The 26389-nt window shown below is 34.8% G+C and carries 24 protein-coding genes; 7 read left to right on the forward strand and 17 right to left on the reverse strand.

The genetic code is table 11. The features are described from left to right. Positions 1-431: 431 nt before the first annotated feature. Entirely contained in the window at positions 432-563 is a 132-nt protein-coding gene (locus tag ACTYBU_RS03055) for a hypothetical protein (protein ID WP_445487058.1), read from the reverse strand. Between the two features lie 604 nt (positions 564-1167). Here ACTYBU_RS03055 and ACTYBU_RS03060 point away from each other — a divergent pair. Continuing rightward, positions 1168-2238, forward strand: coding sequence for a CAP-associated domain-containing protein (locus tag ACTYBU_RS03060; RefSeq protein WP_445487060.1), 1071 nt, complete (start codon positions 1168-1170; stop codon positions 2236-2238). 424 nt (positions 2239-2662) lie between these two features. Here ACTYBU_RS03060 and ACTYBU_RS03065 read toward each other — a convergent pair whose 3' ends face one another. The 12 genes from ACTYBU_RS03065 to ACTYBU_RS03120 all read right to left on the reverse strand — a co-directional run bounded on the left by ACTYBU_RS03065 (position 2663) and on the right by ACTYBU_RS03120 (position 14783). Beyond that, positions 2663-3574 (reverse strand): AEC family transporter, encoded by a 912-nt coding sequence (locus tag ACTYBU_RS03065; protein ID WP_445487062.1) that lies wholly within the window; start codon positions 3572-3574, stop codon positions 2663-2665. An 826-nt stretch (positions 3575-4400) separates the two neighbouring features. Then, positions 4401-5711 carry an allantoinase gene (locus ACTYBU_RS03070; protein WP_445487065.1) on the reverse strand — a complete coding sequence of 437 codons (1311 nt, stop codon included), beginning with the start codon at positions 5709-5711 and terminating at the stop codon, positions 4401-4403. A 186-nt stretch (positions 5712-5897) separates the two neighbouring features. Then, positions 5898-6263 carry a hydroxyisourate hydrolase gene (gene uraH, locus ACTYBU_RS03075; RefSeq protein ID WP_445487068.1) on the reverse strand — a complete coding sequence of 122 codons (366 nt, stop codon included), beginning with the start codon at positions 6261-6263 and terminating at the stop codon, positions 5898-5900. Between the two features lie 60 nt (positions 6264-6323). Beyond that, positions 6324-6842 (reverse strand): 2-oxo-4-hydroxy-4-carboxy-5-ureidoimidazoline decarboxylase, encoded by a 519-nt coding sequence (gene uraD, locus ACTYBU_RS03080; protein ID WP_445487070.1) that lies wholly within the window; start codon positions 6840-6842, stop codon positions 6324-6326. Between the two features lie 37 nt (positions 6843-6879). Beyond that, on the reverse strand, positions 6880-7356 hold the full coding sequence (locus ACTYBU_RS03085) for a (2Fe-2S)-binding protein (protein WP_445487071.1): 477 nt from the start codon (positions 7354-7356) through the stop codon (positions 6880-6882). Between the two features lie 50 nt (positions 7357-7406). Continuing rightward, on the reverse strand, positions 7407-9689 hold the full coding sequence (gene pucD, locus ACTYBU_RS03090; protein WP_445487072.1) for a xanthine dehydrogenase subunit D: 2283 nt from the start codon (positions 9687-9689) through the stop codon (positions 7407-7409). 18 nt (positions 9690-9707) lie between these two features. Beyond that, positions 9708-10577, reverse strand: a complete 870-nt coding sequence (locus ACTYBU_RS03095; protein WP_445487074.1) for an FAD binding domain-containing protein — start codon at positions 10575-10577, stop codon at positions 9708-9710. Positions 10578-10612: 35 nt separating this feature from the next. Next, positions 10613-11215: an NTP transferase domain-containing protein gene (locus ACTYBU_RS03100; RefSeq protein WP_445487076.1), complete on the reverse strand. Its 603-nt coding sequence runs from the start codon at positions 11213-11215 to the stop codon at positions 10613-10615. Positions 11216-11245: 30 nt separating this feature from the next. After that, a complete protein-coding gene (locus tag ACTYBU_RS03105) occupies positions 11246-11368 on the reverse strand; it encodes an XdhC family protein (protein WP_445487077.1) in 123 nt (40 codons plus the stop codon). Then, positions 11343-11543: a hypothetical protein gene (locus tag ACTYBU_RS03110; protein ID WP_445487574.1), complete on the reverse strand. Its 201-nt coding sequence runs from the start codon at positions 11541-11543 to the stop codon at positions 11343-11345. Before ACTYBU_RS03110 ends, ACTYBU_RS03105 begins: the two co-directional genes overlap by 26 nt. 974 nt (positions 11544-12517) lie before the next feature. Beyond that, complete coding sequence (locus ACTYBU_RS03115) at positions 12518-14125, reverse strand: aminotransferase class V-fold PLP-dependent enzyme (RefSeq protein WP_445487079.1); 1608 nt, start codon at positions 14123-14125, stop codon at positions 12518-12520. An 85-nt stretch (positions 14126-14210) separates the two neighbouring features. Further along, positions 14211-14783: a glycerol-3-phosphate acyltransferase gene (locus ACTYBU_RS03120; RefSeq protein WP_445487081.1), complete on the reverse strand. Its 573-nt coding sequence runs from the start codon at positions 14781-14783 to the stop codon at positions 14211-14213. A gap of 369 nt (positions 14784-15152) precedes the next feature. On the opposite strand from ACTYBU_RS03120, the gene ACTYBU_RS03125 reads away from it, so the two are divergent. The 3 genes from ACTYBU_RS03125 (at position 15153) to ACTYBU_RS03135 (ending at position 17643) form a co-directional block, all read left to right on the forward strand. After that, positions 15153-15389: a helix-turn-helix transcriptional regulator gene (locus tag ACTYBU_RS03125; RefSeq protein WP_445487082.1), complete on the forward strand. Its 237-nt coding sequence runs from the start codon at positions 15153-15155 to the stop codon at positions 15387-15389. 228 nt (positions 15390-15617) lie between these two features. Continuing rightward, positions 15618-16520 (forward strand): aldo/keto reductase, encoded by a 903-nt coding sequence (locus tag ACTYBU_RS03130; protein WP_445487084.1) that lies wholly within the window; start codon positions 15618-15620, stop codon positions 16518-16520. Between the two features lie 400 nt (positions 16521-16920). Beyond that, positions 16921-17643: a hypothetical protein gene (locus ACTYBU_RS03135; RefSeq protein WP_445487086.1), complete on the forward strand. Its 723-nt coding sequence runs from the start codon at positions 16921-16923 to the stop codon at positions 17641-17643. A 105-nt stretch (positions 17644-17748) separates the two neighbouring features. Here the strand turns inward: ACTYBU_RS03135 and ACTYBU_RS03140 are convergent, their stop codons facing one another. Together ACTYBU_RS03140 and ACTYBU_RS03145 are read right to left on the reverse strand one after the other, a co-directional pair. Beyond that, on the reverse strand, positions 17749-18498 hold the full coding sequence (locus ACTYBU_RS03140) for a LysM peptidoglycan-binding domain-containing protein (RefSeq protein ID WP_445487087.1): 750 nt from the start codon (positions 18496-18498) through the stop codon (positions 17749-17751). Positions 18499-18712: 214 nt separating this feature from the next. Beyond that, on the reverse strand, positions 18713-20938 hold the full coding sequence (locus tag ACTYBU_RS03145) for a PAS domain S-box protein (protein WP_445487089.1): 2226 nt from the start codon (positions 20936-20938) through the stop codon (positions 18713-18715). A 504-nt stretch (positions 20939-21442) separates the two neighbouring features. Between ACTYBU_RS03145 and ACTYBU_RS03150 the strand changes: the two genes are divergently transcribed. Both ACTYBU_RS03150 and ACTYBU_RS03155 read left to right on the forward strand, forming a co-directional pair. Then, a complete protein-coding gene (locus ACTYBU_RS03150) occupies positions 21443-21592 on the forward strand; it encodes a hypothetical protein (protein WP_445487090.1) in 150 nt (49 codons plus the stop codon). A 15-nt stretch (positions 21593-21607) separates the two neighbouring features. After that, positions 21608-21862: a transcriptional regulator SplA domain-containing protein gene (locus ACTYBU_RS03155; RefSeq protein WP_445487092.1), complete on the forward strand. Its 255-nt coding sequence runs from the start codon at positions 21608-21610 to the stop codon at positions 21860-21862. A gap of 86 nt (positions 21863-21948) precedes the next feature. Here the strand turns inward: ACTYBU_RS03155 and ACTYBU_RS03160 are convergent, their stop codons facing one another. Then, on the reverse strand, positions 21949-22134 hold the full coding sequence (locus ACTYBU_RS03160; RefSeq protein WP_445487094.1) for a cold-inducible protein YdjO-related protein: 186 nt from the start codon (positions 22132-22134) through the stop codon (positions 21949-21951). Positions 22135-22334: 200 nt separating this feature from the next. Between ACTYBU_RS03160 and ACTYBU_RS03165 the strand changes: the two genes are divergently transcribed. Then, positions 22335-23525 carry an alanyl-tRNA editing protein gene (locus ACTYBU_RS03165; protein ID WP_445487095.1) on the forward strand — a complete coding sequence of 397 codons (1191 nt, stop codon included), beginning with the start codon at positions 22335-22337 and terminating at the stop codon, positions 23523-23525. Between the two features lie 606 nt (positions 23526-24131). Here ACTYBU_RS03165 and recQ read toward each other — a convergent pair. Further along, on the reverse strand, positions 24132-26285 hold the full coding sequence (recQ, locus tag ACTYBU_RS03170; protein ID WP_445487548.1) for a DNA helicase RecQ: 2154 nt from the start codon (positions 26283-26285) through the stop codon (positions 24132-24134). Between the last annotated feature and the right edge of the window lie 104 nt (positions 26286-26389).

Here is a 26389-nt window from a genome sequence, read left to right on the forward strand (position 1 = left end):
TTCTATTATTATAACGCAACTTTTTAAATGCGAAAGGAAAATTTGGTCATCTTTTAAAAAGTTTTTCATTTTTTTCAAAAAATCCTTCTTAATGTTTAAAAAATTTTTGCTGCGAAGAAAATAATAGCTTAAAACGATCGTTAAATTACTTCGGCATCCAAAGAAAAATACCTGCAGATTTATACCTTTTTAAAACAAACGCTACCCTGAAAAGTGTGGTGTTCTTGTGGCTGGCAAGACCTCAGCTCAGACGGGTATGAGCAAGGAGGCTCCGAGGAAAGCGAGTAGATTCCCTGACCATTCAAAAATCAACAATGTAATTTAACAGAGCCAAAACAAAAAAGACTTTATTTCGTAATAGAATCGGGTATCACTAGATTATTATCTACTAATACCCCTTCACGAATAAAGTCTTCTCTTTTTTTCCTTTTTTAGTTCCAGCTTTTCGTATCTTCTAACAATTCATCTATTTCTATATTAATAATCTTCCAATTGATTTGGCTGCTTTCTATCCCTGAGGTCGTTTGTAATAGTTTGTCTATATCGGCTGTTACTAAATGCATATGAAGCCTCCTTTAGTGCTTTGTCATGCATAGCAATTCCCCTAAAAAGTAACCTTTTTTTATAACGCTTTTATGAATTATTAATTTTAGTATAACAGCAGCGTATTTCCAATTACAATAAAAAGCAGATTACATCTTTATAACAATATTATTTCACAACAAAACATCACCTAATATTTCCACCTGTACAGAAACGTGCAAATTTTCCATCCATGCTATACTAAAAAGAGAAGAAAGATCTGAATATAGAAAAAGTAAAACGCATGATTTCAGGTTGCATGAAAACCCGGATCTATCGAGGAAAGACCTTTTTTTAGGAGAGGCGGACAACAGAATGTTGATCAGAACTATGTTGTCACAGGCTCGAAGGAATATATTTAACTGACGTTTACAATAGACTTAAAAAAGGCAAGCAAGGCGACGGATAATAAGTACCGTAAAAAACAGAAGTGACAAAGAGAACGAATGTTTTCCACGGTATCCTGATGCTTATCTTTTTTCATAAAAATGGTTATGCTGAAGGTAGAATGGAGAGGATAAAAAATTGAAGACTTTAATAAAATTGTTGCTTTTCGTTTTTATTTTGTATGGAGGATATCAATTTATGGCGGGCAATATCGATGTTGATTCGTTGCCTAATACAGCAAAAGAGATACAAACAGAAGTGAACCAGGATTCAATTTCTTCTTTTTTTTCAGACATAGAAAATAAATGGTCTAAACTGAAAATGCTTTTTCAAGAAACACAAGACAAGATGCCGGATTGGAATGTCGACAACCAGCAGGAAAAATTGGAAAAACCAGAATTAACTATACCTACTGAACATAAATTTTCCATCTATAATATTCAAATTGGCGACAAAAAAGAAACAGTTGAAAAACAATTAGGAAAAGCTAAACGCGCAAGTATCAATGAATATGGCGTTGACTGGTATGTGTACCATCAAAATTATCAGCATTTTGTAATGGTAGCATATGATGAAAACCAGTCTGTGAGAGCTTTATATACCAATCAAGATTTAATTGCTTCACAAACAGGGATAAAAAAAGGATCAAGCAAAGACAGTGTTTTAAAAGCATTAAAAAACCCAATGGATGAAATCAGAAAAGGATTAGTATATTATAAACTTCCTTCTGATCGAGACTATGAAATGTTTTTACTGAACAACGAATATGTAACTGTTTTTTTTGATAAGGAAAATTCAAATACTGTAACAGCCATGCAAATTATTGATAAGAGACTTGAAGAAGAACGAAGTGACTTCTACACAAAAGAATCGAAGGAATTGCAGGAAGGTTTTGAGTATCAATTATTTGATTTAACAAATGCCAGCCGAATAAATAATGGGCTGCCTGCATTAAAATGGGATGATCATATTAAAGAAACCGCACGCAAGCATAGTAAAGATATGGCAGTTCACCATTATTTTGATCATACGAATTTAGAAGGAGAATCACCTTTTGACCGAATGCTGGATGATGGGATCAAATATACAACAGCAGGGGAAAATCTTGCATATGGGCAATACAGCAGCATTTTTGCACATGAAGGATTAATGAATTCATCAGGACACCGCAAAAATATTCTGCAAAAAAGCTTTCGGTTTTTAGGAATAGGGGTTTCTTTTAACACCAGTTCTCAACCTTACTATACAGAAAATTTTTTTACCCCATAACAAAAAATTAACGCTTTCTCTATTCTTTTTATTTTAGGCTCTGTTAAACGATTATGTACTTTTTGTGAAGGGAATTTGTGAGACTCCTGCTAATTTTCAGATTAGACATCCTTACAAAGAAGCAGATTCTAATTTTTGAAGCGCGGAGCAGTCAGAGTACACGAAGACTCCCGCGGGAAGGCGAGTCAGACGAGACCCTGCAGCTCAGAGCGTAGCGACGAAGCGGCTCGGCGCCCGCCCGCAGGAAAGCGAAGTGTATTCTGACTGCGGTCTTTATTTTCAAGTTATCCTTTATTTTAATAGCTAGAATAAGTGCAAGCGAAGAGAAAAAGCTAGTCCAGCGCTTTAATAGCAAGGAGCTGTACTAGCTTTAATTTACATTCATTTCTTTTGATTTCTTAAAACGATTGAACCTGCCCTGGTTTTAAACAAGCATGTTGCCGATCACCCATAATAATACAAAACTTAATAATATGGATAAATTCGCAGCAGTCCCGACAAAACGCTGATTATAATTAAATTCAATGCTATATGGCAATACAGCAGAGGCCATCGGAAGAATAAGTGCAATTAAAATGGTATCACGAAACATATCTTCTACTGGCAATAAATAAAATCCTAATATCCCCAATACAAGCCCCGTTCCATATCTAAGACCCAATACTTTTCCAATACCTTTCCAATAACTTTTTTCAAAAGAAAAATTCAAATAAATACCTAACAATAATAATGACAATGGCATATTTGCTTTTGAAATAATACTTGTTATCTCTACCGCTGTATCAGGCAAATGAAATCCGCATAGATTAATAATAAAGATGCTGATGTACGTCATTAAAGGAATGGATTTACCCATTTTATTCACCACATGTTTAAAATCTAAAACAACTCCTTCTTTTGAATAATAGCTGCCAATTAAGTAGCTTAATCCAAATGTTATGACGGCATTACCTACATCAAACATTCCAAAATATTTAAGTCCTGACTGCCCCCAAATTCCTTCTACTAACGGAAATCCAAATAAACCAATATTAAATCCAGGAATAAGCATGCTTAGCATTCCTTTTTCCCATCTATTTTCTTTTCTAAATAAATATAATCCTAAAAAAGCGATCATAATTCCATATAAAAACCCTAATACCACTAATAAAATTAAAGATTTTTCAATTACAATATTATGAAAAGTATAAATGATAAGACAAGGTAGAGTGATATTAAAGATAATTCTTGCTATTGCCTCCCCATCTTTTTCTTTTATAATATTCCACCTTTTAAACCAATAGCCTAATGCGATAATTACAACCGAATACAAAAACTGTGAATTAAAACTGTCCATCTTGCTTAGCTCCCAACACTGAAAGAATAATTGCCAAAAAAGGTAAATGATGAAGAAGGATAGAATCCTTCGAGCATTGTTAAATAAAGTAAACTTGCATCAGTGGGGGTTTTTCCTCATCCCCCAGTGATGGTTAGTTGCACTTATCGGACCTTTACGGGCGAGTTTAAACACCTAGCCAGGTTCCTCGAATTCTCAGCACCTTGAGGTGGGGGTCTTACTGCCCGTTAAGAGTGGGATAAAATAATGCTCTTATCCTTTTTTATTTTTATTTATTTTATGCTGTTTATATATATATCTTCTAAAACGATTTAGCTATGGTTGCAAATGCTCCATCCATTCCATACGCATTTCCTAAACAGAAAGCAAATATTATTAATTATAGGGATTTTCACATAAACAACTATTAGCTTTTCAGAATATATCATACATTCTATTATAGAGAATATGTTTAGCTGCTGTAAATGAGCAGTTGTAAAAAATATATTGGTAGACTTTTAGAAAGATCAACAGCATGGAACACTAAGAAAAGCCGCAAGCGCCCTTGCTCATCTACAGAAAAAGCTGGACTGAATCGAGTGAGATAAAGGAAACACGAAGAACGTAGTGATTCGATGTTGACTACGCAAGCGAGGTGAGGGAAGCGTTGAAGTCGATAGGGTGCTGGCCGATTAAATACACAACGTCCTGTTGCAACATCGGCACTAGTACATCCTGTACGTCGGAGCTAGACACTTGTCAGACTTCAGAAAACTTATACTTTCTTATCTTGTGAAAAAGCTACCCCAAAAAAAGAGTAGCTCTCCGAGAAGGCTTTTCAAATTACTTAGTCTTTATAGACAGAAATTCCTGATTTTAATGTTTGTTTTATTTTCCCCTTGAATTTTTTTCCAATATAAGGACTTAATTTATTCCGATAAAATAAATCTTCTTTTTTTAGTATAAATTCTTCATCTAAATCAACAATGACTAAATCAGCGTCTTTATTTAATGTAATGCTGCCTTTATACTCTTCTAATCCAAATCGTTTTGCTGGATTTTTGCTGACGACATTCATTAACTGTGGAAGCGATACTTGTCGTTTCCAATATCCTTCTTCCAGCAATATATTAAGGGTCGATTGGCAGCCTGAAATCCCTCCCCAAGCTTCCAATAAATAGCCTTCCTTCATATGAGCAGGCGAAGGAGAATGATCTGAGCCAACTGTATCAATCAATCCATTTTTAATCGCCGTCCACAACGCCTCTATTTCCTCTTGATTCCTTAATGGAGGAGCGCATTTGGCTACTGCACCTAATGTTTCAATATCCTCTACTGTCAAAGACAAATAATGGGGACATGTTTCTACGGATACATCTATGCCCCTTTTTTTCGCTGCCAAAATCGGCTCTAATACTTTTGTACTGCTGATATGCACGATATGTACTTTACATTTTGTTGCTTCAGCGTATGCAAGAATTCTTTGGACTGCTTCTACCTCTGAATAAATAGGTCTAGAAGCCGAATAAGATGCTGCACTATGATCCTCCGCATCTCCATTTATTTTTCCAAGATGGGAAGTGATAATATCACTTTCCGCATGCACTGCTAGGATGCCGCCCAATTCTGCAATTTTCTCCATCGCTGTAAATAATGTTTGATCATCCGATGCTTCAAAATCTTCAATTCCACTGCCAGACATGAAGGCCTTAAAGCCTATTACACCAGATTGCATCAAATCCTCTAATTCATCTGTATTGCCAGGGACAACTCCGCCCCAAAGACGATAATCGACCAATGATTTTTCTTTTGCAATTTTATTTTTTAATTCAAAGGCGCTTTTTGTTATGGTTGGTGGATGACTGTTTAATGGCATATCAAAAAAGAGTGTAACACCGCCTGCAGCCAAACTTTTGCTGCCAGTTTCAAATCCTTCCCATTCAGTTCTTCCTGGTTCATTAAAATGAACATGTGAATCAATTAACCCAGGAAAAATATGCAATCCCGTTGCATCAATTATCTGATTAGCCGTAATATCTTCGGGAAGTTTGGCAGAAAGCTCTGCAATTTTTCCATTTAGAATGGCGATATCTGCTTTTTCCACTTCTTCTTCTTTTACCACGAAGCCATTTCGAATAATTAAATCATAGTTTTCCAAGTTGAAGCTCCTCTCTCTTTTGTACGTTTATCCCACTCTTAACGGGCAGTAAGACCCCCGCCTCAAGATGCCGAGAAATCGAGGAAGATAGGCGGAGGATAACTGCCCGTTAAGGTCCGATAAGTGCAACTAACCATCAATGGGGGATGAAGAAAACCCCCACTGATGGAAGTTTACTTTATTTAGTCAGCTGCCACGATATGTTTGATATCCCCATGGAGAAAGAAGCAAAGGCACATGGTAATGCGTTTCACTGCTATCCGCAAAGAAACGTAATGGAATGGTTCGTAAAAAAGGTTGTCTCCCATCTTTCAATTGTGAATCATTAAAATAGTTTTCAATAAAAAACAGCAATTCGTATTCGCCTGTCTCTATTGTGTCTAACAAAACAGAATCTACTCTGCCATCATCGTTTGTCAGCCCACTGGCAATAAAGACTTTATTGTAATGATTTTCTGTTGTTTGCTCCCACCTCCAAAGCTCTACTTTAATATTATTTGCTGGTTTTCCATTTGCCAAATCTAGAACATGTGTTGTAATTCCTGTTTTCATTTTGTACTCCTATCTTTTCTTTTTCATTTGCTGGTTTTCCATTTCCCCTGACATTATTGTTTAAGAAGTTGGTTCTTTTTTAGCTTCTTTGACAATATCTTGTAATCGAAATAAGACTATTTTATGAATCTGTGCCAAAGCAGCCTGAAACTCACTCTCAGGTTCTTGATTGACTCTTTTTTTCATTTCTGAATAAATAGAATCCTTTGTATGGCCTTTTACAGCTAAAATAAATGGAAAACTGAATTTTTTTATATAATCCGTATTTAGTTGTACTAAATTGTTGTATTCTTCTTCAGACAAGGTATCTAGCCCCGCCCCTTTTTGTTCATTCACGGATGATTCGGTCATTTCAATCCTACTGCCTAAATCCGGATGTGCACGGATTAAATCCAATTGATCTTCTTTCGTAGCTTCTTTAACAACATTCACCATTGTTTCATAAAGTGTGTCAAAGCTAGTGAAAGGTTTAAATTCCCAGGCTTTTTTTGCTATCCATGGACTATGTTCATATACCCAGCCGATCTCTTCAATAAATTTTGTTTGCTCCATTTTATTTATTTCTTCTAATGTAAACAATACTCCACATCCATTCTTCGATATTCATCAAAATTTTTTATTTTTTCTCTAATAAATCTACTGCTCTAAGTATTCCTTCGTATCCTGTGCATCTGCATATATTTCCTGATAAAGCTTGCAGAACTTCTTCACGATTTGGTTTGTTCTTTTCATCTAGCAGCGTCTTTAAAGCCATTATCATCCCTGGTGTACAGTAGCCGCATTGAAGGGCGCCGGCTTCTAAAAACGCTTCTTGAATAGGGTGTAGCTTATCAGAAGAGACACTTTCAATTGTATGAATTTCAGCTCTTTCAATCTGATATGCCATTATTAAACAACTATTAACCAAATTTCCATCCATGATGACAGAACAAGATCCGCATCTGCCGATTTCACAGGAGATTTTTGTACCTGTTAAGTTTAATCTATTTCTCAATATATCTACTAATCTATAGGTTGATGGGACTTGCAGGACTTCTAATTTTCCATTGATTGTGACATTTACTGATTGTACAGCTGTTTTTTTTGTCTCCATATCCATTCCTCCGCACCATCAAATTATTGTTACGTCGATGACTTGAGAACTTACGCTTTTCTTATCAATTGGTTGGAAACAATATTCAGCACTTCTTCAGTGTCAATAGGAAGTTTATTGATCCAATGACCTGTTGCATCATATATGGCTGCTACGATTGCCGGTGCGATTGCCACCGTTCCGATTTCACCAACGCCTCTTGGGCCATATTCGTCGCCATCTGCCAGATTTTCCAATGCCGTTACATTTGTCTCTTTCGGAATATCTAATATGGTTGGAATCAAATAGGTATCTAGATTTTCGGTCATATACCTACCTTCTTCCATAACTGCATCTTCTAACAATGTAAAACCAAGACCCATATTTGCGCCGCCTTCTATTTGCCCAAGATACCCCATTGGATTAACAACTGGACCTGCCGATACCACATGATCCATTTTTGTCACATGGACGTTTCCTGTTAAAATGTCTATTTCAACAGCTGCAGCAACACCTGCAAATGAATATAAAAAATGGCCCCCGTCTATGCTGTTTGGAGTGGTTGGAAAATGATATTCTACGGAAACCTCAGGAAGCTCATCTACTAATAAAGCTAACTGCTGATACGATAGGACCTTTTTTTGTTCTGCTTCTTTTTTATTCTTACACCAAACTCCTCCAGCTCCAATAAACAAATCTTCTTTTGCTATTTGTTTTATTTCAGATGTCAGTTCCAAAACTTTTTCTGTCCATACTCCTTTTAATTGGCGAATTCCCTGCCACACCATATTCGTTGCTCTTGACGCTGTTGAAGATCCGGAATGTGGTACTTTCACGGTATCTCCTATGACAACTTCAATATCATCCGAAGTACAATTAAATGCTGCTGTCATTATCATGTCAATACTAGTTATCAGTCCTTGCCCACATTCCTCAAACCCAAAAGATACTTCGATTTTCCCTTCTTTATTTAACGAAATTCTTGCACCAGATGGATCCGATCTTCCATAGCCAAGACCACCTCCATGCATGGTTATGCTATAGCCTGTTCCACCTATCGTCCATGGGCTCGTAGATGTTGATTTCGTTTCTTTCGCTAAAATTGGGGATTGGATAATTTTTTTGAGCACTTCTTTTGCACCATCTGTTGGGGCAATCAATTGATTCACTGGACCAAGATCATTTATGCTGCGGATATTCTTAAAACGAAGCTCCGTGCTTGACACCTGCATTTTTTCCGCAAGCCGCTCTATTTGTGTTTCTAGAGCAAATGTTATTTGGTTTCCCCCAAAGCCTCGAAACTCGCCTGCGATGCCATTATTCGTATAAACAGAGTATCCTTCAACCTCCACATTTTCAATTATATATGGACCTGCACTATGCTCTACAGCAAAATCTAACACAGCAGGACCTAATGTGGCATATGCTCCAGTATCAGCGATAATCCTCACTTTATGTGCTAGAAGCCTTCCTTCTAGATCGACACCAGTTTTCATTGTTATTTTCATTGGATGCCTTTTTATCCCTGCTTTTATAGATGCTCTTCTAGATTGATGAATTTTAACAGGCTTACCTGTTTTTAATGCTAATAAGCTTATATATGGCTGAATATTTAATTCATCCTTCCCGCCAAATGAACCTCCTATCGGACTAGAAACAACACGTATCATTTCCTGCTCCATATCTAAAATCCTTGATAATTGAAGCTGATCCTTAAAGCCATGCTGTGTCGGAGCATATAATGTGATTGCACCACTTTTTTCTGGTACTGCCACCCCTCCCTCCGTTTCCATATAAGCATGCATTTGTCTAGGTGTATAATAGGTTTCTTCTACAATAAACGCACATTTTGAAAAAGCTTCTTCCATGGTTTTACCTTTTTGATAAGTTGCTTTATGCAGCAAGTTTCCGTTATCATGCAGTTTAACAGTAGTATCCAATAAACTTTCTTCCGGGTCTGTTATCGGTGTTAACGGAGCGTATTTTACTTTTATTAGAGAAGCTGCTTTTTCTGCCGCCTCGATTGATACCGCTGCTATTGCTGCGATGGCATCACCTGCAAACCTCACTCGATCTTTGCAAAATACCGGTTGATCTTGAATAATAATGCCAAACCCATTTAATCCAGGTATATCTTTATAAGTGAGAACTGCAGCTACACCCGGCAATAATTCTGCTTCGCTTGTATCTATAGAGAGAATCGAAGCAAATGGGTACTCACTTCGCAAAATGGTTCCATAAAGCATTTCAGGGAATGTCATATCTGTTAGAAATTTTAGCTCACCAGTTACCTTATGTTTGCCGTCTCTTCTGACTTTCCATTTATCACCTGCACTTGCTTTATTCAGAACCATATGGCCCTCTCCCTTCTTTCAGGATTCTTGTTCCAAACCTATTTTACATTGAGCGAAAAATAGGTTTGCAGCAACTTTTTTTCGATATAGTTCTGTTACAAAAGGATCTGTATAAGAAACAAAACCATTTTCAATTGCATGATAAAAAGAAAGCAAATTTATGTCAGCTGTATTTTTATTAATTAACATTTTTTCAGCTGCATGTAATCTTACTGGACTATGAGCCCCTCCTCCAATCGCCATTCTTACATCTACCAATTTTCCATTTGCTTTTTTTATATAACCAGCCACCGATATGATAGCCGCAGTAAAACTTTCTCTCCTTCCAACTTTTTTAAAAAAACTATAACTTTCCTTTTCATTTTTCTCAATTGGAATTCGTATTTTGGCTAAGATTTGCGGTTCATCTGTTGCTTTTATCGTTTCCAGCCAAGATTTCAGCGGAATCAAATATTCTTTTTCCCCATTAAAAATGCTTAGTTGAGCATTTAACACTAATAATGCTGGAATAGAATCTCCAACCTTGCTGCAAATATTTCCCCCTATTGTTCCTCTGTTTCTGACAGCTGGTGCTGCAATTTTATAACAAGCATCAGCTAGTACCTTTGAATACTCCTGAATAAGTATGTTTTTGCAGCATTCAGAAAGATTGGTAGCAGCACCAATTTCAAGAAAGGAAAGATCTCCCTCCGAAACCTCCTTTATTCCTTTTAGTTCTTTTATCTTTTCTAGGCTGATTAATTGAGAAGGACGTTTTTGGCCAGCTTCCCAATTTAACTGCAAGAATGTGCCACCTGAAATAAGAGTGCTTTCATTCAGTTTATCTGTGTTTATTTCTGCAAGTGTCAAAGGGATTTCAACTACCGTTTGATAATCGTTTGTTTCCACTGCATCCACACCTCTCGCACCATTCTTTTCTGCCTTTAGGATTGAATCAATTTTTGGTAAACTTCCTTCGTATCAATATCTATAAAGGAATATTCATCAGAAAATTCAATTTGTTTTCCTTGCAATAACCCATCGTCAATTAATTTTTTTGCCCCGTAATCTCCAGTTATATTTCGCAGTTTCGGGAAAGTTTTTTCTCCAAAAATAATTGGTGGAATGATGCAGCCGTTGTGGCTGCTAGCTATATAATCTACACCTGTTGACATATCTTGCCTTTTCAGTGCTAAAATCATTTCTTGGCTGATAAATGGCTGATCAGCCAAACAGATCATGGCGCGATCCGCTTTCAGCTCCATTGCTTTATTTATACCGCACTTTAAGGAATATCCCATCCCTTTTTCTGCTGATGAGCAACGAATTATTTCTCCTCTTCCATGCTGTAATTGTCTTAACAAATCATCGTTAATCCATCGTAAATCATCTTTTTTATTTACGACAATTAATACATATTCTACTGATGGGGAGGTCATTAACGTTTTTAAGGCTAAACTGCCAAGCAAATCATTATTTAAAGGCAATAACAATTTATTTTCACCCATTCTGCTGCTTTTTCCTGCTGCTAAATAAACAGCTATCATAAATCATTCACCTTCTTTTCGAAAAGGTTTTTATTTTTTTTCCTGTATTAATTGTGCTAGAATGCTGATGGCAATTTCCTCCGGACTCTCAGCGTTAATAGATAAACCTACCGGATATCGAATCCAATCAGGAAGCATTTTTGCTGCCAACAAACGATTCGAACGATTTCTTGACCCTAATAATCCTAAAAACGCAATTTTTTGGATAATCGATTAATTCTTTATCTTTTGAATAATTATGTGTCAAGATGATGAAATAATCTTTAATTGATGGCTGTATTTTATTCATAGCATCCAAGGGATTGCCAACTATCATTTCTTCCGACATATGGAAATTGTTCTTTATTGCATAAACCAGGCAGCCATTCAGCTAATGTTACTTGAAACCCAGCTCTTTTCGCATAGATTGTTAAAGGTAATATCTCAGGACCAGCTCATAAATAATTAAATGAGGAGGCGCTATATATATTTGTTTATAAACATAAGCATTCAATTGAGCATTATGTACCATCCTGTTATTGTAAAATGTTGAGAAATCCACTGTGTTCATTATATTTTTTCCGAATTTTCCTCCTGTATCACTTATAAAAAAAAGAAGCAATCATCTGAAAGCTCTGGTCTACTATTTTTATATAAAAAACATCAATTTCCCTATCAAGCAAGCTCTTTAGCATGATGTAATCTTTTTAAACAGAAAAAGAAATTGACTCCAGTATTAAGTGAATACGACCATCACATCCAACGCCCTGCCCCCTAGAATTTAAAAAATTCAAAATATTAATTATATAAAGTGAACCTTCCATCAGTGGGGGTTTTGTTCATCCCCCACTGATGGAAAGCTTGAGGTCCACAGGATGTGGATCACACAAACGAAGACATAAGGAAGTGGCGACCTTAGTTTGTGTACCTCCCTCAGATCTTTACGGGTGAGTTTCAACACCTAGCTTCCTCGATTTCTCAGCATCTTGAGGTGAGGGTTTTACTGCCCGTTAAGAGTGGGATAAATGTTTATTTCGAACAACTCCACGTAATAAAAGCTAACACTTATTGTTATGAAAAATATTATATCGAACACGAAAGTATGTCACTGTATAAAATAGCTAAAACAATAACAATTTTTAGCTATTTTATACAATCACCCAACATTACACATCCCTTATGAAAGATAATATCACATAAAAGATAAGAAATTAACTTCAGGCTGAAAGAAACAATGGACTTCGAACATCATAAGCATATAGAATTCTTTTATTTTTCGACAGCCTGAAGATGACTTGACTACATGACTGCAAAATTTGAAGGTCACAGCACTACTTTAGGTAAACTTTTTTCATGTTGTTTCATGTATTTAACAATTAAAGATAGAGTGCGAATCATTTGTTTCGTTTCAGTTCGTGAGACATTTCCAATTGTGGCTATTTGGATCCAATTTCTTTTTATTAAATAACTGCTTTCATAATGAAGGATATATCCTTGTAATTTCATCATGTCACCAATTAATTTAGATGATATTTCTGAATCTATTTCAAGCGTAAGAATGGCATATGCTGCATCTTCTTTTTGTGTGATAACAGAAAAGCCTTCTTCTAACAGTCTATTATAGATATGTAAATACATATTCTCCACTTTTAAAAACCGCTTTACAACATCGTCTTTAAGACTTTCTTCCAAAGCAGCTACTAGGTGGGAGGAATGAGAATACGGTACACTTTCTTTTTCCATATAAGCTCCTAAGTCTAAATACGGAGGAAGAGAATCGCTGCTTTTTATGTCATGATGATGAAATACGAAAGATAAACCGGTTATGGAACCGACCCCTTTTCCACTTACACCCGATGCCAAATAAACAGGCTTTAAATCAACAGGCACCGCTCCTAAAGAACTAATACAATCAACAACCAGCTTTATATTGCTGTTACGGCACACAGTGGCTATTTGTGCAATAGAATTAATCATCCCTGTTGATGTTTCACAGTGTACAAACCAAATCCAATTAATATCTCGTGCAGCTGCTTCGTTAAGTTCTTTTTCTGTGAAGTATTGCCCCCACTCTTTTTTAACGAATTCATATTTGAGCCCAAATCGTTTTGCTCTATCTATAAGTCTTTCTCCAAATTCTCCATTGCTTAAGATAAGTCCCTTTTCATTTAATAATTGGAGTTGTGCTGCAATACAATCATTTGCTAATGTCCCCGTTCCCAATAACACTTGAACATGTTTAGCTGATGTAAGCTCACAAAGCATCTGTTGTACTTTTTTCATTTTTTTATAAAAATCTTGATCCCGATGCGGAATTACTTCACTTGCGAATGCACGCATTACATTTGGGGTGGCGTTTACTGGACCCGGCAAAAATGCAGCTTGCTTGGCAAACACTTTGCTTCCTTTTTTAAACTCTAATGTTTTTATATACATTGGCTGGTAAGGAGCCTCATCGGTTCCAACTAAATGGGCGAACGAAACAAATCCCATATGTTTGTATAATTTTAACTGCCTTAGTGTTCCGCTTATCACAGCAGCATCCAACTCGTTTTGAAGACAGTAATTTAATAAACATTGCATCAGCCCTACAAATACAGTTGTTTTTCTATATTGTTTCCTTATAGATAATAACCTTACCTCACATATATTTTTTGGTGCATTAGGTAAATAGTGATCGATATTCCCTAATTTCTTATCGAGTGAAAAAGGCCTTTTTGTATTAATTGCGATCATGCCAATCACTTCATTGCCAGCTAATGCAATTAAATATGTATTAAGTTTATGATACGAATCAACTAGTAATTTTTCTTGATTTTTTTTATGCTGTGGAATTTCTTCTACAAAAGTTTCATAGTTTAATTGGTGAATTTGTTCGATTTCATGAGCTAAATCTGCTTTTTTAAATATAATCGTTGATTGACTTTTCAATTAATCTCACCGCCTATCAAATATTTTACTATTTTTTCCTATTATGTGAAAGAAAATTTCTATTATTGCATCTTGATAAGATTCATCAATTGGACGCTTTTAACTGAATAAGTTTTCTCCAATTAATCCGATGCGATAAAAAAATCATCAACCATGTTAGAAAAGCTGCGGTACTGCTTAAGATATTTTTTTCGATAAAAACCAGGACAATACAAACAGTAAATAAGGCAAAAAAGCCTGGAATGGTAAAACCTTTATATAGGAAATAAAATACCAAAAAGCTAATTAAAATAACTGCAATAAAAAGAGGATCGAGTGTTATCATTCCACCTATAAAAGTGGAAATTCCTTTGCCTCCTTTAAATCGAAACAAAAGGGGCTTTATATGTCCTAAACAAACAAAAAACATGCCAATTATAATAACTGCATTCGAAAAATCAGCATATTTTCCGATAACAACGATGACAGATCCCTTTAAGGCGTCACCTAGGAACGTGAAAACAAAAGCTTTTTTTCCAAATAGTCTGCCAGCATTTCTGGCACCCACATTTTTACTGCCTTGCAGTCGTATATCTTTCCCAGTCAATACTTTGCCAACGATATATCCAAATAATATATTGCCAATTAAATAGGATATTATATAATACAATATAAACAATATCAAAACCTGCTTCCTAATTCTAATCATCACATTCTCATTATACACGAAAAGAATAAATTTACACAATATTATCCTCTTTTCTATTGCTTTCTTTTCATAAAATGTTCCTATTATGGAAATATAAAAAAATTTTCACCATTTTTATTGGAATGAAGAATGTTTGCATTTTTTTGCTCTTTGCAACAAGCACATTTTTATTGAATATTTATTAATCTTTTTTTATGATATATATTGTAGTTAAGTAAACTCTTTCTAAAAAACAGCATAATTATTTTATAGTTAAAAACTAATACTGTTTCCTTCTATTTATATTAATAATCCTATTATGATATAAGTTACTTTTTTGCAAGATAAAGAGGTGAATAAATGAACAAAGAGATTATTAAATTTCTTAGAAAAAACTATGAGATGACCCAAAGAGATTTTGCAAAATTAGTTAATTGTAGTTTTGCTTTAATTGCATTAGTCGAGGTGGGAAAAAGAAATGTAAGTCAGGATTTAGAAAAAAAAGTAAAATCTGCATTTAACTTGGATGATCAGGATATACAATCTATTACTTCTATCATTTCAGAATTCAGTAAAGGAATTCCACCTTTCATGTAAAGAAAAAAACTTTTTTATGGAAAATCCATTTAGTTTCCTCCAATTCTGTTGGATATGCAACAGAATTATTGATCTTATTTTTGTTGCATATCATCTTTATCACTTTCTGCTGACTGTTCCATAATCATTATGGAGCATTTTTTTTATCCATTATTTAGTTTACATATTCTTTTCTATTGGGGAAAAATTTGCGATAATATGTTTGTCTAAAAAATGGAGGGAATCTATATGAAAAGAATATCCTTAGCAGATGATTTAAGTTTTTCACGTTTTATTCATGGTTTTTGGCGTTTAGCTGATTGGAACTACAGTAATGAACAAACTCTTGAGTTAATCGATTATAGTTTAGAAAATGGGATTACTACCTTTGATCATGCTGATATTTATGGAAGCTATACATGTGAGTCCTTATTTGGTAAAACTTTATCTTTAAAACCTTCTATTAGAGAACAAATAGAGGTTGTTACTAAATGTGGAATCGTACTTCCATCGAAAAATCGCCCAGAAAATAAATCTCATCATTACAATACAAGCAAAGAACATATAATAAGTTCGGTTGATCAATCATTAACCAACTTACAAACAGAATATATAGATGTATTATTAATTCACCGCCCCGATCCTTTTATGAATCCTGAAGAAGTAGCTGAAGCCTTTCACCTGTTAAAAAAGAATGGAAAAGTTCGTTATTTTGGTGTATCAAACTTTAAAGAGCATCAGTTTAATATGCTGCAGTCCTATGTCGATGAAGATTTAATAACAAATCAAATCGAGGTATCTGCCTATCAACTGGAAAATTTCGAAGATGGGACGATTAATAATTGCATAAAAAATCGTATCAGTCCAATGATCTGGTCACCACTTGCAGGGGGCAAGGTTTTTACGGATACAAATAGTAAAGCAGTTCGCTTGCGTCAAACACTTGAAAAAATAGCCAATGAGATAGAAGCACAGACCATTGACATTGTCCTATATGCATGGCTTTTAAAACATCCAGGAAATTTTATGCCGATAATTGGTACAGGAAAAACAGAAAGAATCGACCAAGCTGTACGATCATTGGACTATACTCTTTCATTAGATCAGTGGTTTGAAATATATCAAGCTTCACTCGGACATGATGTTCCATAATTCTTGTTTGCTGAACTAAAAACCAACTCTTGCTTAAAATAGTCAACTTCTCGATTAGATGTAGTATTAGTTGCTCAACCAATTACTGAGGTGTAAAGGTTCGGAAGAAGCTATGTTATAGATTTAAGTAATTAGCTCCCGCGCATGTCGAACAATAGGAATAGGAAGTGTTTATCCCACACTTAACGGGCAGTAAGACCCCCACCTCGGGGATGCTGAGAAATCTAGGAAGCTAGGTGTTGAAACTCGCCCGTAAAGGTCCAATAAGTTCAACTAACCATCAGCGGGGGATGAAGAAAACCCCACTGATGGAAGGTTCTCTTTATCAAAAGCTGTCAAAGTCCCCTTTTTTCTTGTCATTACATACAATACAAGGAAAAAAGAAAAAAGGAGGAATACTATGCCTAGTAAATATGTTCAGACACATGCTTCCATCATTTATAAACCTGAACAGAGGGTGGAAGATTTTCCTAATCAAAAAACATTTCATCATAACTTTTCACAGGATTATATGCACAAGCAACAGATAGGGCAAGAAAAACTAACAGAATTAATCCTTCAATTGCAGCAAACTTCTAATAAAAATGAGGATACTCAGAATAAAAGACTGGATACAATGAATCATAAACTGCTAAAACAAGAAAACCTATCAACTGATTTATTAAATTCCATATCTGATCAGCGAGCTTCATCTCTCTCCTTTCATGAAAAGCTTGAAGCTTTAGAAGTACTATTGAAACAAAACACGCAAGCAGTAGCAAATGAAGCAATTATCAATCAAGCTATCCTAGATCAGGTATCCTATCAAGAACTTACTGTCGCTACTGCCACAAACAAACTGGATGACTTTGTGCAGATTGCTAATCAAATGCAAAAACAATTAGAAAAGGCAGAGGACAATTATCATGAAGTATCCGAAAAATTGGAGCTTCAAGAAATATTTCATCAAATCATACTAGAAAAAATGGATGAAAACGAAGCAAATATTAATAAAATCTCCAGACAACTTGATACGTTAAAAAGCATTCTTTTTGAAAGATTCAACTTTTTAGTAGAAAAATGGGAAACAAATTTCAAATCTCTTTCTGAACCAGTTCAACGCTTTTTTTTACAAAAAAAATAAAGGGATGTCAGCTAATTGCTTCACCCCTTTATTATGAAAACTAATTTTATTTATTCAACTGGCAGCATAAAACGCCTTAGCATATTCATGCTAAGGCGTTCTCTATTAGTTAAGTATTTTTACGGTGATTGTTTTTCTTCCCCAATTTTTCGCTTCTTGTAGCGAAGGAACAAATACATCAATTTTGTTGCCTTTAATAGCTCCTCCAGTATCTCCTGCTACAGCTGTTCCATATCCTTCGACATAGACTTTTGTTCCTAAAGGAATAACAGAAGGATCGACGGAAATCACTTTTTCATTCGGATTTTCTTTTAAATTGATCCCAGTCGCTGTAACGCCTGAACAGCCTTCACAGCTTGCAGTGTAAGCAGTTGCTGATACAGTCAATTCTTTTGTTGTATGTTCTACAGCAGAAGGTTCTTTTGTTTCTACACTGCTTTTGGTTATTTCTGTTTCTTCTTTAGGAGCAGAAGCGGAATTTGCTGTTTCTATGGCATTGGTAATTCCTTTTGAAATAATTAATTCATCCCCAGGATGAATTTGATCAGACCCTAGTTTATTCCACTCCATTAATTGATCAACCGTAATATTATTCTTTATCGCAATAGTCCACAGGCTATCACCATCTATTACTTTATATTTTTTTTCTAATGCTACCTCTAAAGTATCTTCAGGTTTAATCATATCTGTTTCCAGTTGGTTCCATTTTTTTAGATCATTCACTGAAATGTTATATTCTTGTGATAAGTTCCAAAGTGTATCTCCGTCTTTCACTGTCACTTTCTCCGCATGCGCTTCAGTAGCAAACGCAGTTGCAATGGATGCACATGCCATAAATGATAAGATTTTTTTCATTTATTTATACCTCCTTGACTAGCTTAAATAAGCTAACGGGTATAATCATAACATGAAAAATTCAGATAAAAAGAACAAGGAGATATTAATTCTGTTACTAAATGTAACAAATCTTTAACAGAAAGAAGACTAATTTTCTGAAAAATAGAAATAAATAAGACTGTTTTCCTGTGAAAAATTTCAAATGCAGGAAAACATGCATCCTATTCCCTAATTAGGAAGCCGGTGGAAATATAAAATGGAAAGTTGTTCCTTTATTTTTTTCACTTTCGATATATACTTTTCCATTTAAATTTTCAATTATTTTAAAGCTGACCATTAAGCCGAGTCCATTTCCATCCTTTTTCGTCGTAAAAAAAGGTTCTCCTAATTTTTTTAACTGATCTTTATCCATTCCAATACCGGAATCCTTGATTGTTACTTCTATCTTGTCTTTTACTTTAACTTTTATACAAATGTCACCGCCGTTAGGCATTGCTTCTATTGCATTTTTAATAAAATTTAAAAAAACTTGTTTTAATTTATTTTCATCACATTCAATGAAAATTTGTTCTTTATCATATTCAAGCAGAACGCTCGTTTTACTTTTCCTTAATTGGTAGTCAAGTATAGAAATCACATTTTTTATTATAGGGAGTAGCTCCTTTTTTTCTAATACAGCGACAGTTGGTTTGGAAAGCATCATAAATTCTTCCACGATGGAATTTACCCTTTCGATTTCTTCTAGTATGATCGAAAAAAATTCTTGTCTATTGAGATCTGTTTCATCCAAACTTAAAAACTCAGCATATCCTTTAATTGAAGTTAAAGGATTTCTTATTTCATGCGCTACCCCAGCAGCAAGCTGACCAATGGCCGCCAGTTTATCCTGCCGATGGACAATTTCTTCCGTTTTTTTCTTTTCTGTAATGTCATTTCGAATAGCTAAAAATTGATATATTTTATTATTTTTATCTTGAAATGGAATGATCGTTGTATCGACCCAATAATAACTTCCATCTTTGGCTTTATTACGAATTTCTCCTTTCCATACTTCACCATTTAGGATTGTTTTCCATAATTGATTAAAAAACTCTTTTGAATGATAACCCGAATTAATGATTCGATGGTCATTTCCGATCAATTCTTCTCGTGTATAGCCAGAAATTTTACAAAACTTATCATTTACACTTATTATTTTCCCTTTGTTGTCTGTGAAAGCTATAATGCTGGACTCATCAAGTGCAAATTTTATATCACTTACTTCTTTTATACTTACTTCCAACTTCATCTGTACATTTTTTTGTTCTGTAATATCCCTTCTAATCGACACATATTGATACGGAATACCTTTTTTATTAGTGAATGGAACAATGACCGTATCAACCCAATAAAATGTACCATCTTTTGCTTTATTGCGGATTTCCCCTTTCCAAATATCCCCTTTTCCTATCGTTCTCCATAAATTTTTAAAGAATTCAGGTGAATGATAACCTGAATTTACGATTCGATGATTTTGTCCAATTAATTCAGATCGTTGAAATTTAGAAATTTCAACGAATTTATCATTAACATATGTAATAATTCCATTATTATCTGTAAATACAACAATGGATGACTCATCGAGAGCATGCTGCATATCTCGAACATTGATATCACTGACCGCTAACTTTTCCGTTATCAAGGTACTTGTGCCAATTAAGCCACCTAAAATTAAAATGGTGATAAATAAGACAATGTATACGATAAAACTATTATAATAGTCTGGAGAGATTTCGTTCCATTTTATTGGTGTTGTCTTATTAAGCATCATATATTGACTAATCATTGTCACAAATGTCATCACAAAACAACAAAATGGCCTAATAAAAGGAGACGGAAGGATTGTCTTTTTTGTTCGATAAAAAGAAAACCAAATGGAATAAGAGAAACCTGCGAATAATAACAAAAAACTAATAAATAAAGAAAACAAATGATATTGAATGGTGCTTCCTATCGAATACAACCCAATAATAAAAACAGACAACATGGAAAAACTAAAAAAAAGTGCACCAATATAAATACGATGTTTATTATGCTCTTTATCTAAAAGCGAATAAAAAGCCATGCCACTAAAACAAATACCAACAAGCATAGATAATATCGTAATTGGGATTTCATATGTTGCCGTTGCATAAATATTGTTTGCCATCATCCCAACAAAACTCATGATCCAAAAACCGAACCCCATAGAGAAGGTACTTGCAAGAAATAATAAGCGGCTGTTTTTTTCCGCATTTCTAACCAAATAAAATAAATCAAAAGACGTATAGCATGCCATATACAATAATAGAATGCTAACAAAAATAAGAATGGAGCTGTACAATATTCGTCCTCCTATGCATAAAATTCTTCCTGTTATTGGTTGAATCGCTATTTTATTCTTTTTTGAACAAAATGGAAATACTAATAAATCAATCATTATTGGAACAAGCTGTATGATTTCGCTAAAATCTATTTCAACTATGATTGTAATGGAAATATATTAGAGAGGAAAGGATTTTTTGACATACATAAATTAAATAAACCAATAAAGCTCCTTCTCTTTTTGTTTAAGTGCTATATTCTTTTATTTTCTCCCAATAAAAATTCACTAAGTTCTCCTTTATCTCACTCTTAACGGGCAGTAAGACCCCACCTCGGGGGGTGCTAAGAAATCGAGGAAGCTAGGTGGGGGATAACTGCCTGTAAAGGTCCGATAGAGGTACACAAACTAAGGTCGCCACGTCCTTATGTCTTCGTTTGTATGATCCACATCCTGTGGAACGCAACTAACCATCTGTTGGGGATGAAGAAAACCCCCACTGATGGAAAGGTTCACTTTATTTCTTCCATAAAATGAACCTTTTCCTTTTTTATTTTATCCAATTTTTCTCATTATATTTTTTCATTTTGGGAGAAAACTTTAATAAGGGAGTGATGAATAATGAAAAAAGAAAAACTGCAGCAACATGCTAACCGGAAACACTTAAATTCGGATAATAGAGGAGATTCCATTGATCGTTTAACTGGATTAGAAGCTGCCAATGAAATAATTGCGGAAAAAGAAATCGGACAACAGCGTGAAAATTTATAAGTGAAAGAGGAATAAATGATGGATACAATTACTTTGAAGGATATAAAATTAGGGGATGAAGTCTTTGTCATTTATCATAATCCCCATACGCCAACTGTTGCAAATATAAAACCAGCAGAAATAGTATCGCATCCAAAAAATCCACAAGCACTCGCCTTATTTTTAAACGATACTTTTCATACGATAGAAGATGATGATGCATTGTTTCAATCAGAAAGTGCAGCTCAATCTGCTTATGAACAAATGTATGAACGAGACAGTGGGTTTTAATCGCAAAAATAAAAAACCTGTACTCTCCTGAAACGAATTTATGCTTCAGTTGAGTGCAGGCATAATTGATGCACGGGTTCTAAAAATCAATTATTAATTTGAGGCAATTCCCTCATTTCAACCGATGTTTCATTACCACATAATGGACATTTCAAATCATCTGTAGCAAAATCCTTTCTCATCCATCCATGGCATGAATTACACGCATATACCTCTAAATTAATTAATATATCTTCTGGTTTTTCTTCTAACCCTTTTCTATTGAAAAACACTGGAATCGCCCCCTTTTTTAGTTAGTATGAACAATTTAATAAAATTTAGTATTTTTTTATTATATTTTCCTTTTCTACAACTAATTAACTGAATATTAGCACCTTGGAGATTACCGCAACCCTATGTATTTCTTTTTGTGATAAGATAAATTCAGATGTTTGTATTGCTTTATAAGATAATTTTGATAAGGAGTTTAATGATGACCGAAAAATTATACTATTCTTCAGTGTATACAAAAACTTGGTCTACTAAGATTGAACAGATATGGGAGCAAAACAACAAATTTTTTGTCACCTTGGAAAAAACATGTTTTTACCCGGAAGGAGGAGGCCAGCCTTCTGATACAGGCACTATTGATGGAATTGCTGTAATAGATGTCCAGATTAGCGAAAATAAAATCGTGCATCAATTAGAAAGGAACATTTTACAAAAAGAGGTTGAGTGTAAATTAAATTGGCAAATCCGCTATGATCACATGCAGCAGCATACCGGACAGCACCTTCTTTCTGCAGTCATTCATGATCTTTATGGCATTCCAACAGTTAGTTTTCACCTTGGAAAGGATTATACTAGCATTGATTTAGACATACATGATTTATCCCCTGAACATATTGTTGAAATAGAAAACAAATGTAATACTTACATAACGGAAAACAAAAAAATCACTACCTATTTTGTTACCGATGAAGAGCTCAAACAAATTCCTTTAAGAAAAATCCCTGATGTTACTGCTCCTATTCGAATTGTAGAAATAGAAGAAATTGATTATTCTGCATGCGCAGGAACTCATGTGAAAAGAACAGGTGAGCTTGGTTTATTAAAACTATTAAAAACGGAAAAACATCGCGGGCAAATAAGATTATTTTTTCTCGTAGGTTTTCGTGCATTAACAGATTATCAGCTTTCCCATCTGCTATTAAACGAAATATGTGATCATTATCGAACCAATAAACATTTATTATTGGGCCGTATCCTGAAACAAGAACAAGAGAAAAAACAAATGGAAAAAGAGATGGAAAAATTAATGAAAGAAAATATAAAATTTTTCATTAAATCTATCATGACCAAGCAAAACAGCCAGCTTGTAGCAGCTGAGTTTGAGGATAAGTCTTTAAAAGAACTGCAGCTTGCAGCAAAAGAAATTCTGAAAGAAAATAATTGTATTGTTTTATTTTCAACTCATCTTGAGAATCGAGTACTTCTGCAGCATAACGGTAACTTCGATTTTCAATGTGGTGAATTAATCAAGAAATATGTACATGCGTTTAATGGAAAAGGTGGAGGAAACAAAGTACAAGCACAAATTCTTTTCTCGTCAACTGAAGAAATGGATGCTTTTACTGATAAAATAAAAAAGGATCTGCATGCATCCTTTTTATCCCACTCTTAACGGGCAGTACCCCAATGTCATCAAGCTAAACTTCAAAAAAAAAGGAAAATTAGCAGCTAAATAGGAAGTAAGGGTTATCGTTCTGTTCTCCGAGGCTTACCGCTCGCTTTCCACGGGGCGAGCGCCGAGCCTCCTCGTCGCTTTGGCTCCTGTGGGGTCTCATCTGTCTCGCTATTCCCATAGGAGTCGAGCAGACGCCTCTCCAAACCAATCATTTTCAAAATATTACAATTTATGGAATCTTAAGTTGATGACATTGGGCAGTACCCCCCCACCTCGGGGATGCTGAGAAATCGAGGAAGCTAGGTGGGCTAGGTGGGGGATAACTGCCCGTAAAGATCCGATAAGTTCAACTAACCATCAGTGGGGGATGAACAAAACCCCCACTGATGGAAGGTTCACTTAATAATGTGCTTCCTTACTGAAACGTTTCTATGTATGAGGTATTTTTATTTTAGATGAAAAGCATTTTTAAAATTTGTTTTTAACCTGAGAGATGGAGAAAGCAGGTGGAAAAATACCCCACCTGCTTGAAATTTTTAACACTATTCGTTTAGAAATGCGGCTCTTAAACTCTAACCATTTCACATGGAAAAATAAAGCAGTTCATAAATGGTTGCCCATCTCCAATTTCATTCTAACGAGAGCCAATTTAATCATAAAATAGCTGATATGTTCCGGCAGCAATTCTTTAATTGGCATTAATTTATCAGAACCAGCCTCTTTGAGAGCTGATTTTATTTGTTTATTGTCATCTTCTGATAAAAATATGTTCCAATCCAAGTTTTTGCCTTCTTCTACACTCCGAAGCAGATGGTTTTCGATAGTAATGGGGCTTAACTCTCTTTTCTCGGCAACTTCCTTTATTGTTAAACCTGTCTGGAATAAATCATATGTGACAAAGTGAGAATCTTCCACTTTTTCTTTTTTCTTTTTTAAAGCAGTGTTCGTTGATGCCAGGATGATTTTTTTATTCCTTTCCCTTTCAGGATTGCTGCTTTTAAAAGTGGAAATGGCATCTAATATAATTTCACCGTACTTCTTCAGCTTTAGCTCACCTATACCTTTTATATTAGAAAAATCAATAAGAGTAGTTGGTTCGTTTGAGGCAATGAAACGCAATGTCTCATCCGAAAAAACAACAAATGGCGGAACCTTCTCTTCTTCTGCGATGTTTTTTCGAATGGTACGCAAATATTGGAATAAATCATCATCTTCCATTAATTTATTTGCAATAACTTGTTCTTTGCGCAGTACTGATTTTCTTCCTAATAAAACCTCTTTTCCTTTATTGTTCACTTTTAACAATGGCAAATTGCCTGTCGTTACTTCTATATAATTGTCTGAAATTAAGAATTCAATAAAGTCGCTTACTTCTTTTGTAGACTGCTCTTTCATTAATCCATATGTTTTTATTTTATCCAAAGAGAAACGGATCAGCTTTTTATTTTTGGAACCTGTCAAAACTTGAGCAACCATCGTTTTCCCAAATCTTTCTTCCATCCGGATGATGCACGATAAGACCTTTTGCGCATCCGTCGTTACGTCTACAACAGAACGATTATCTTTACAATTGCTGCATCTTCCGCATTTCTGTTCTGACTCTTCTCCAAAATAACGGAGTATATACTCTTGTAAACATTCTTCTGTATGACAATAATTGATCATTGCCTGAAGCTTATCAAGATCTTGTTTTTGTTTATCAGGATCATATGTAGTTTGATCAATTAAAAAGCGTTGAATGCGAATATCCTGTGCAGAATATAAAACAATACATTCACTTGGCAGTCCATCCCTGCCAGCCCGTCCTGCCTCTTGATAATACCCTTCCATATTTTTAGGAAGTTGGTAATGAATACAGTATCTTATATTAGATTTGTCGATCCCCATACCGAATGCTGTAGTTGCTACCATAACAGAGCAGTCATCGTTAATAAATCGCTGCTGTTCTGTTTCCCGGTCTATATCAGACATGCCCCCATGGTATTTTGCTGCTTTTATTTCTTTCTTTTTCAATCGGTCATGAAGTTTTTCCACTTCCTGTCTAGTAGCCGCATATATAATTCCTGACTCTTCCTTATTTTTTGCAATAAATGCATCTATATAGGCTAAACGATCCTCGCCTTTGACAACCGAAAAGGACAAATTTTCTCTTTCGAAACCAGTAATTACAGTATTCTGTTCGTTTATTTGCAATTGTGTACATATATCTTTTTGTACAATCGGAGTTGCAGTGGCTGTCAATGCCGCTATTATCGGCTTCTTATGCAGTTTATTGATCATTTTTCCTAACCGTGAATAACTTGGTCTAAAATCGTGTCCCCATTGAGAAATACAATGAGCTTCGTCCACAGCGATAAATGGAATATCTACTTCATTTAAAAGATCAAGAAAAAAATCAGCTTCTAATCTCTCTGGAGCGATATATAAAAGTTTATATTCTCCTTCTTTTATTCCGTTTATCCTTTCGTTTACTTCGTTTACATGTAAAGAACTGTTTATAAAAGTTGCAGGTATCCCAACTGCTGTTAACGTATCCACTTGATCCTTCATTAAGGAAATAAGCGGAGAAATGACAACCGTAACCCCTTCAAATATCATGGCAGGTACTTGATAACAAATCGACTTTCCACCACCTGTAGGCATGATGCATGCAACATTTTCCATGTTCAACAGATAGTCGATTACCTGCGCTTGTCCATTCCTAAATTGATCATAGCCAAAGTATTCTTTTAAGATGGATAATGCTTTATCGTACATAATATCGCTTCTAGCCTCCAAACCAATTAATAATCTTTATTCTTTTATTCTATCATGAAAAGCAATTAAGAAATTCAAAATATAAAGTGAAAAAGGTACTACTT

This window comes from Niallia sp. 03133 (assembly GCF_052663225.1).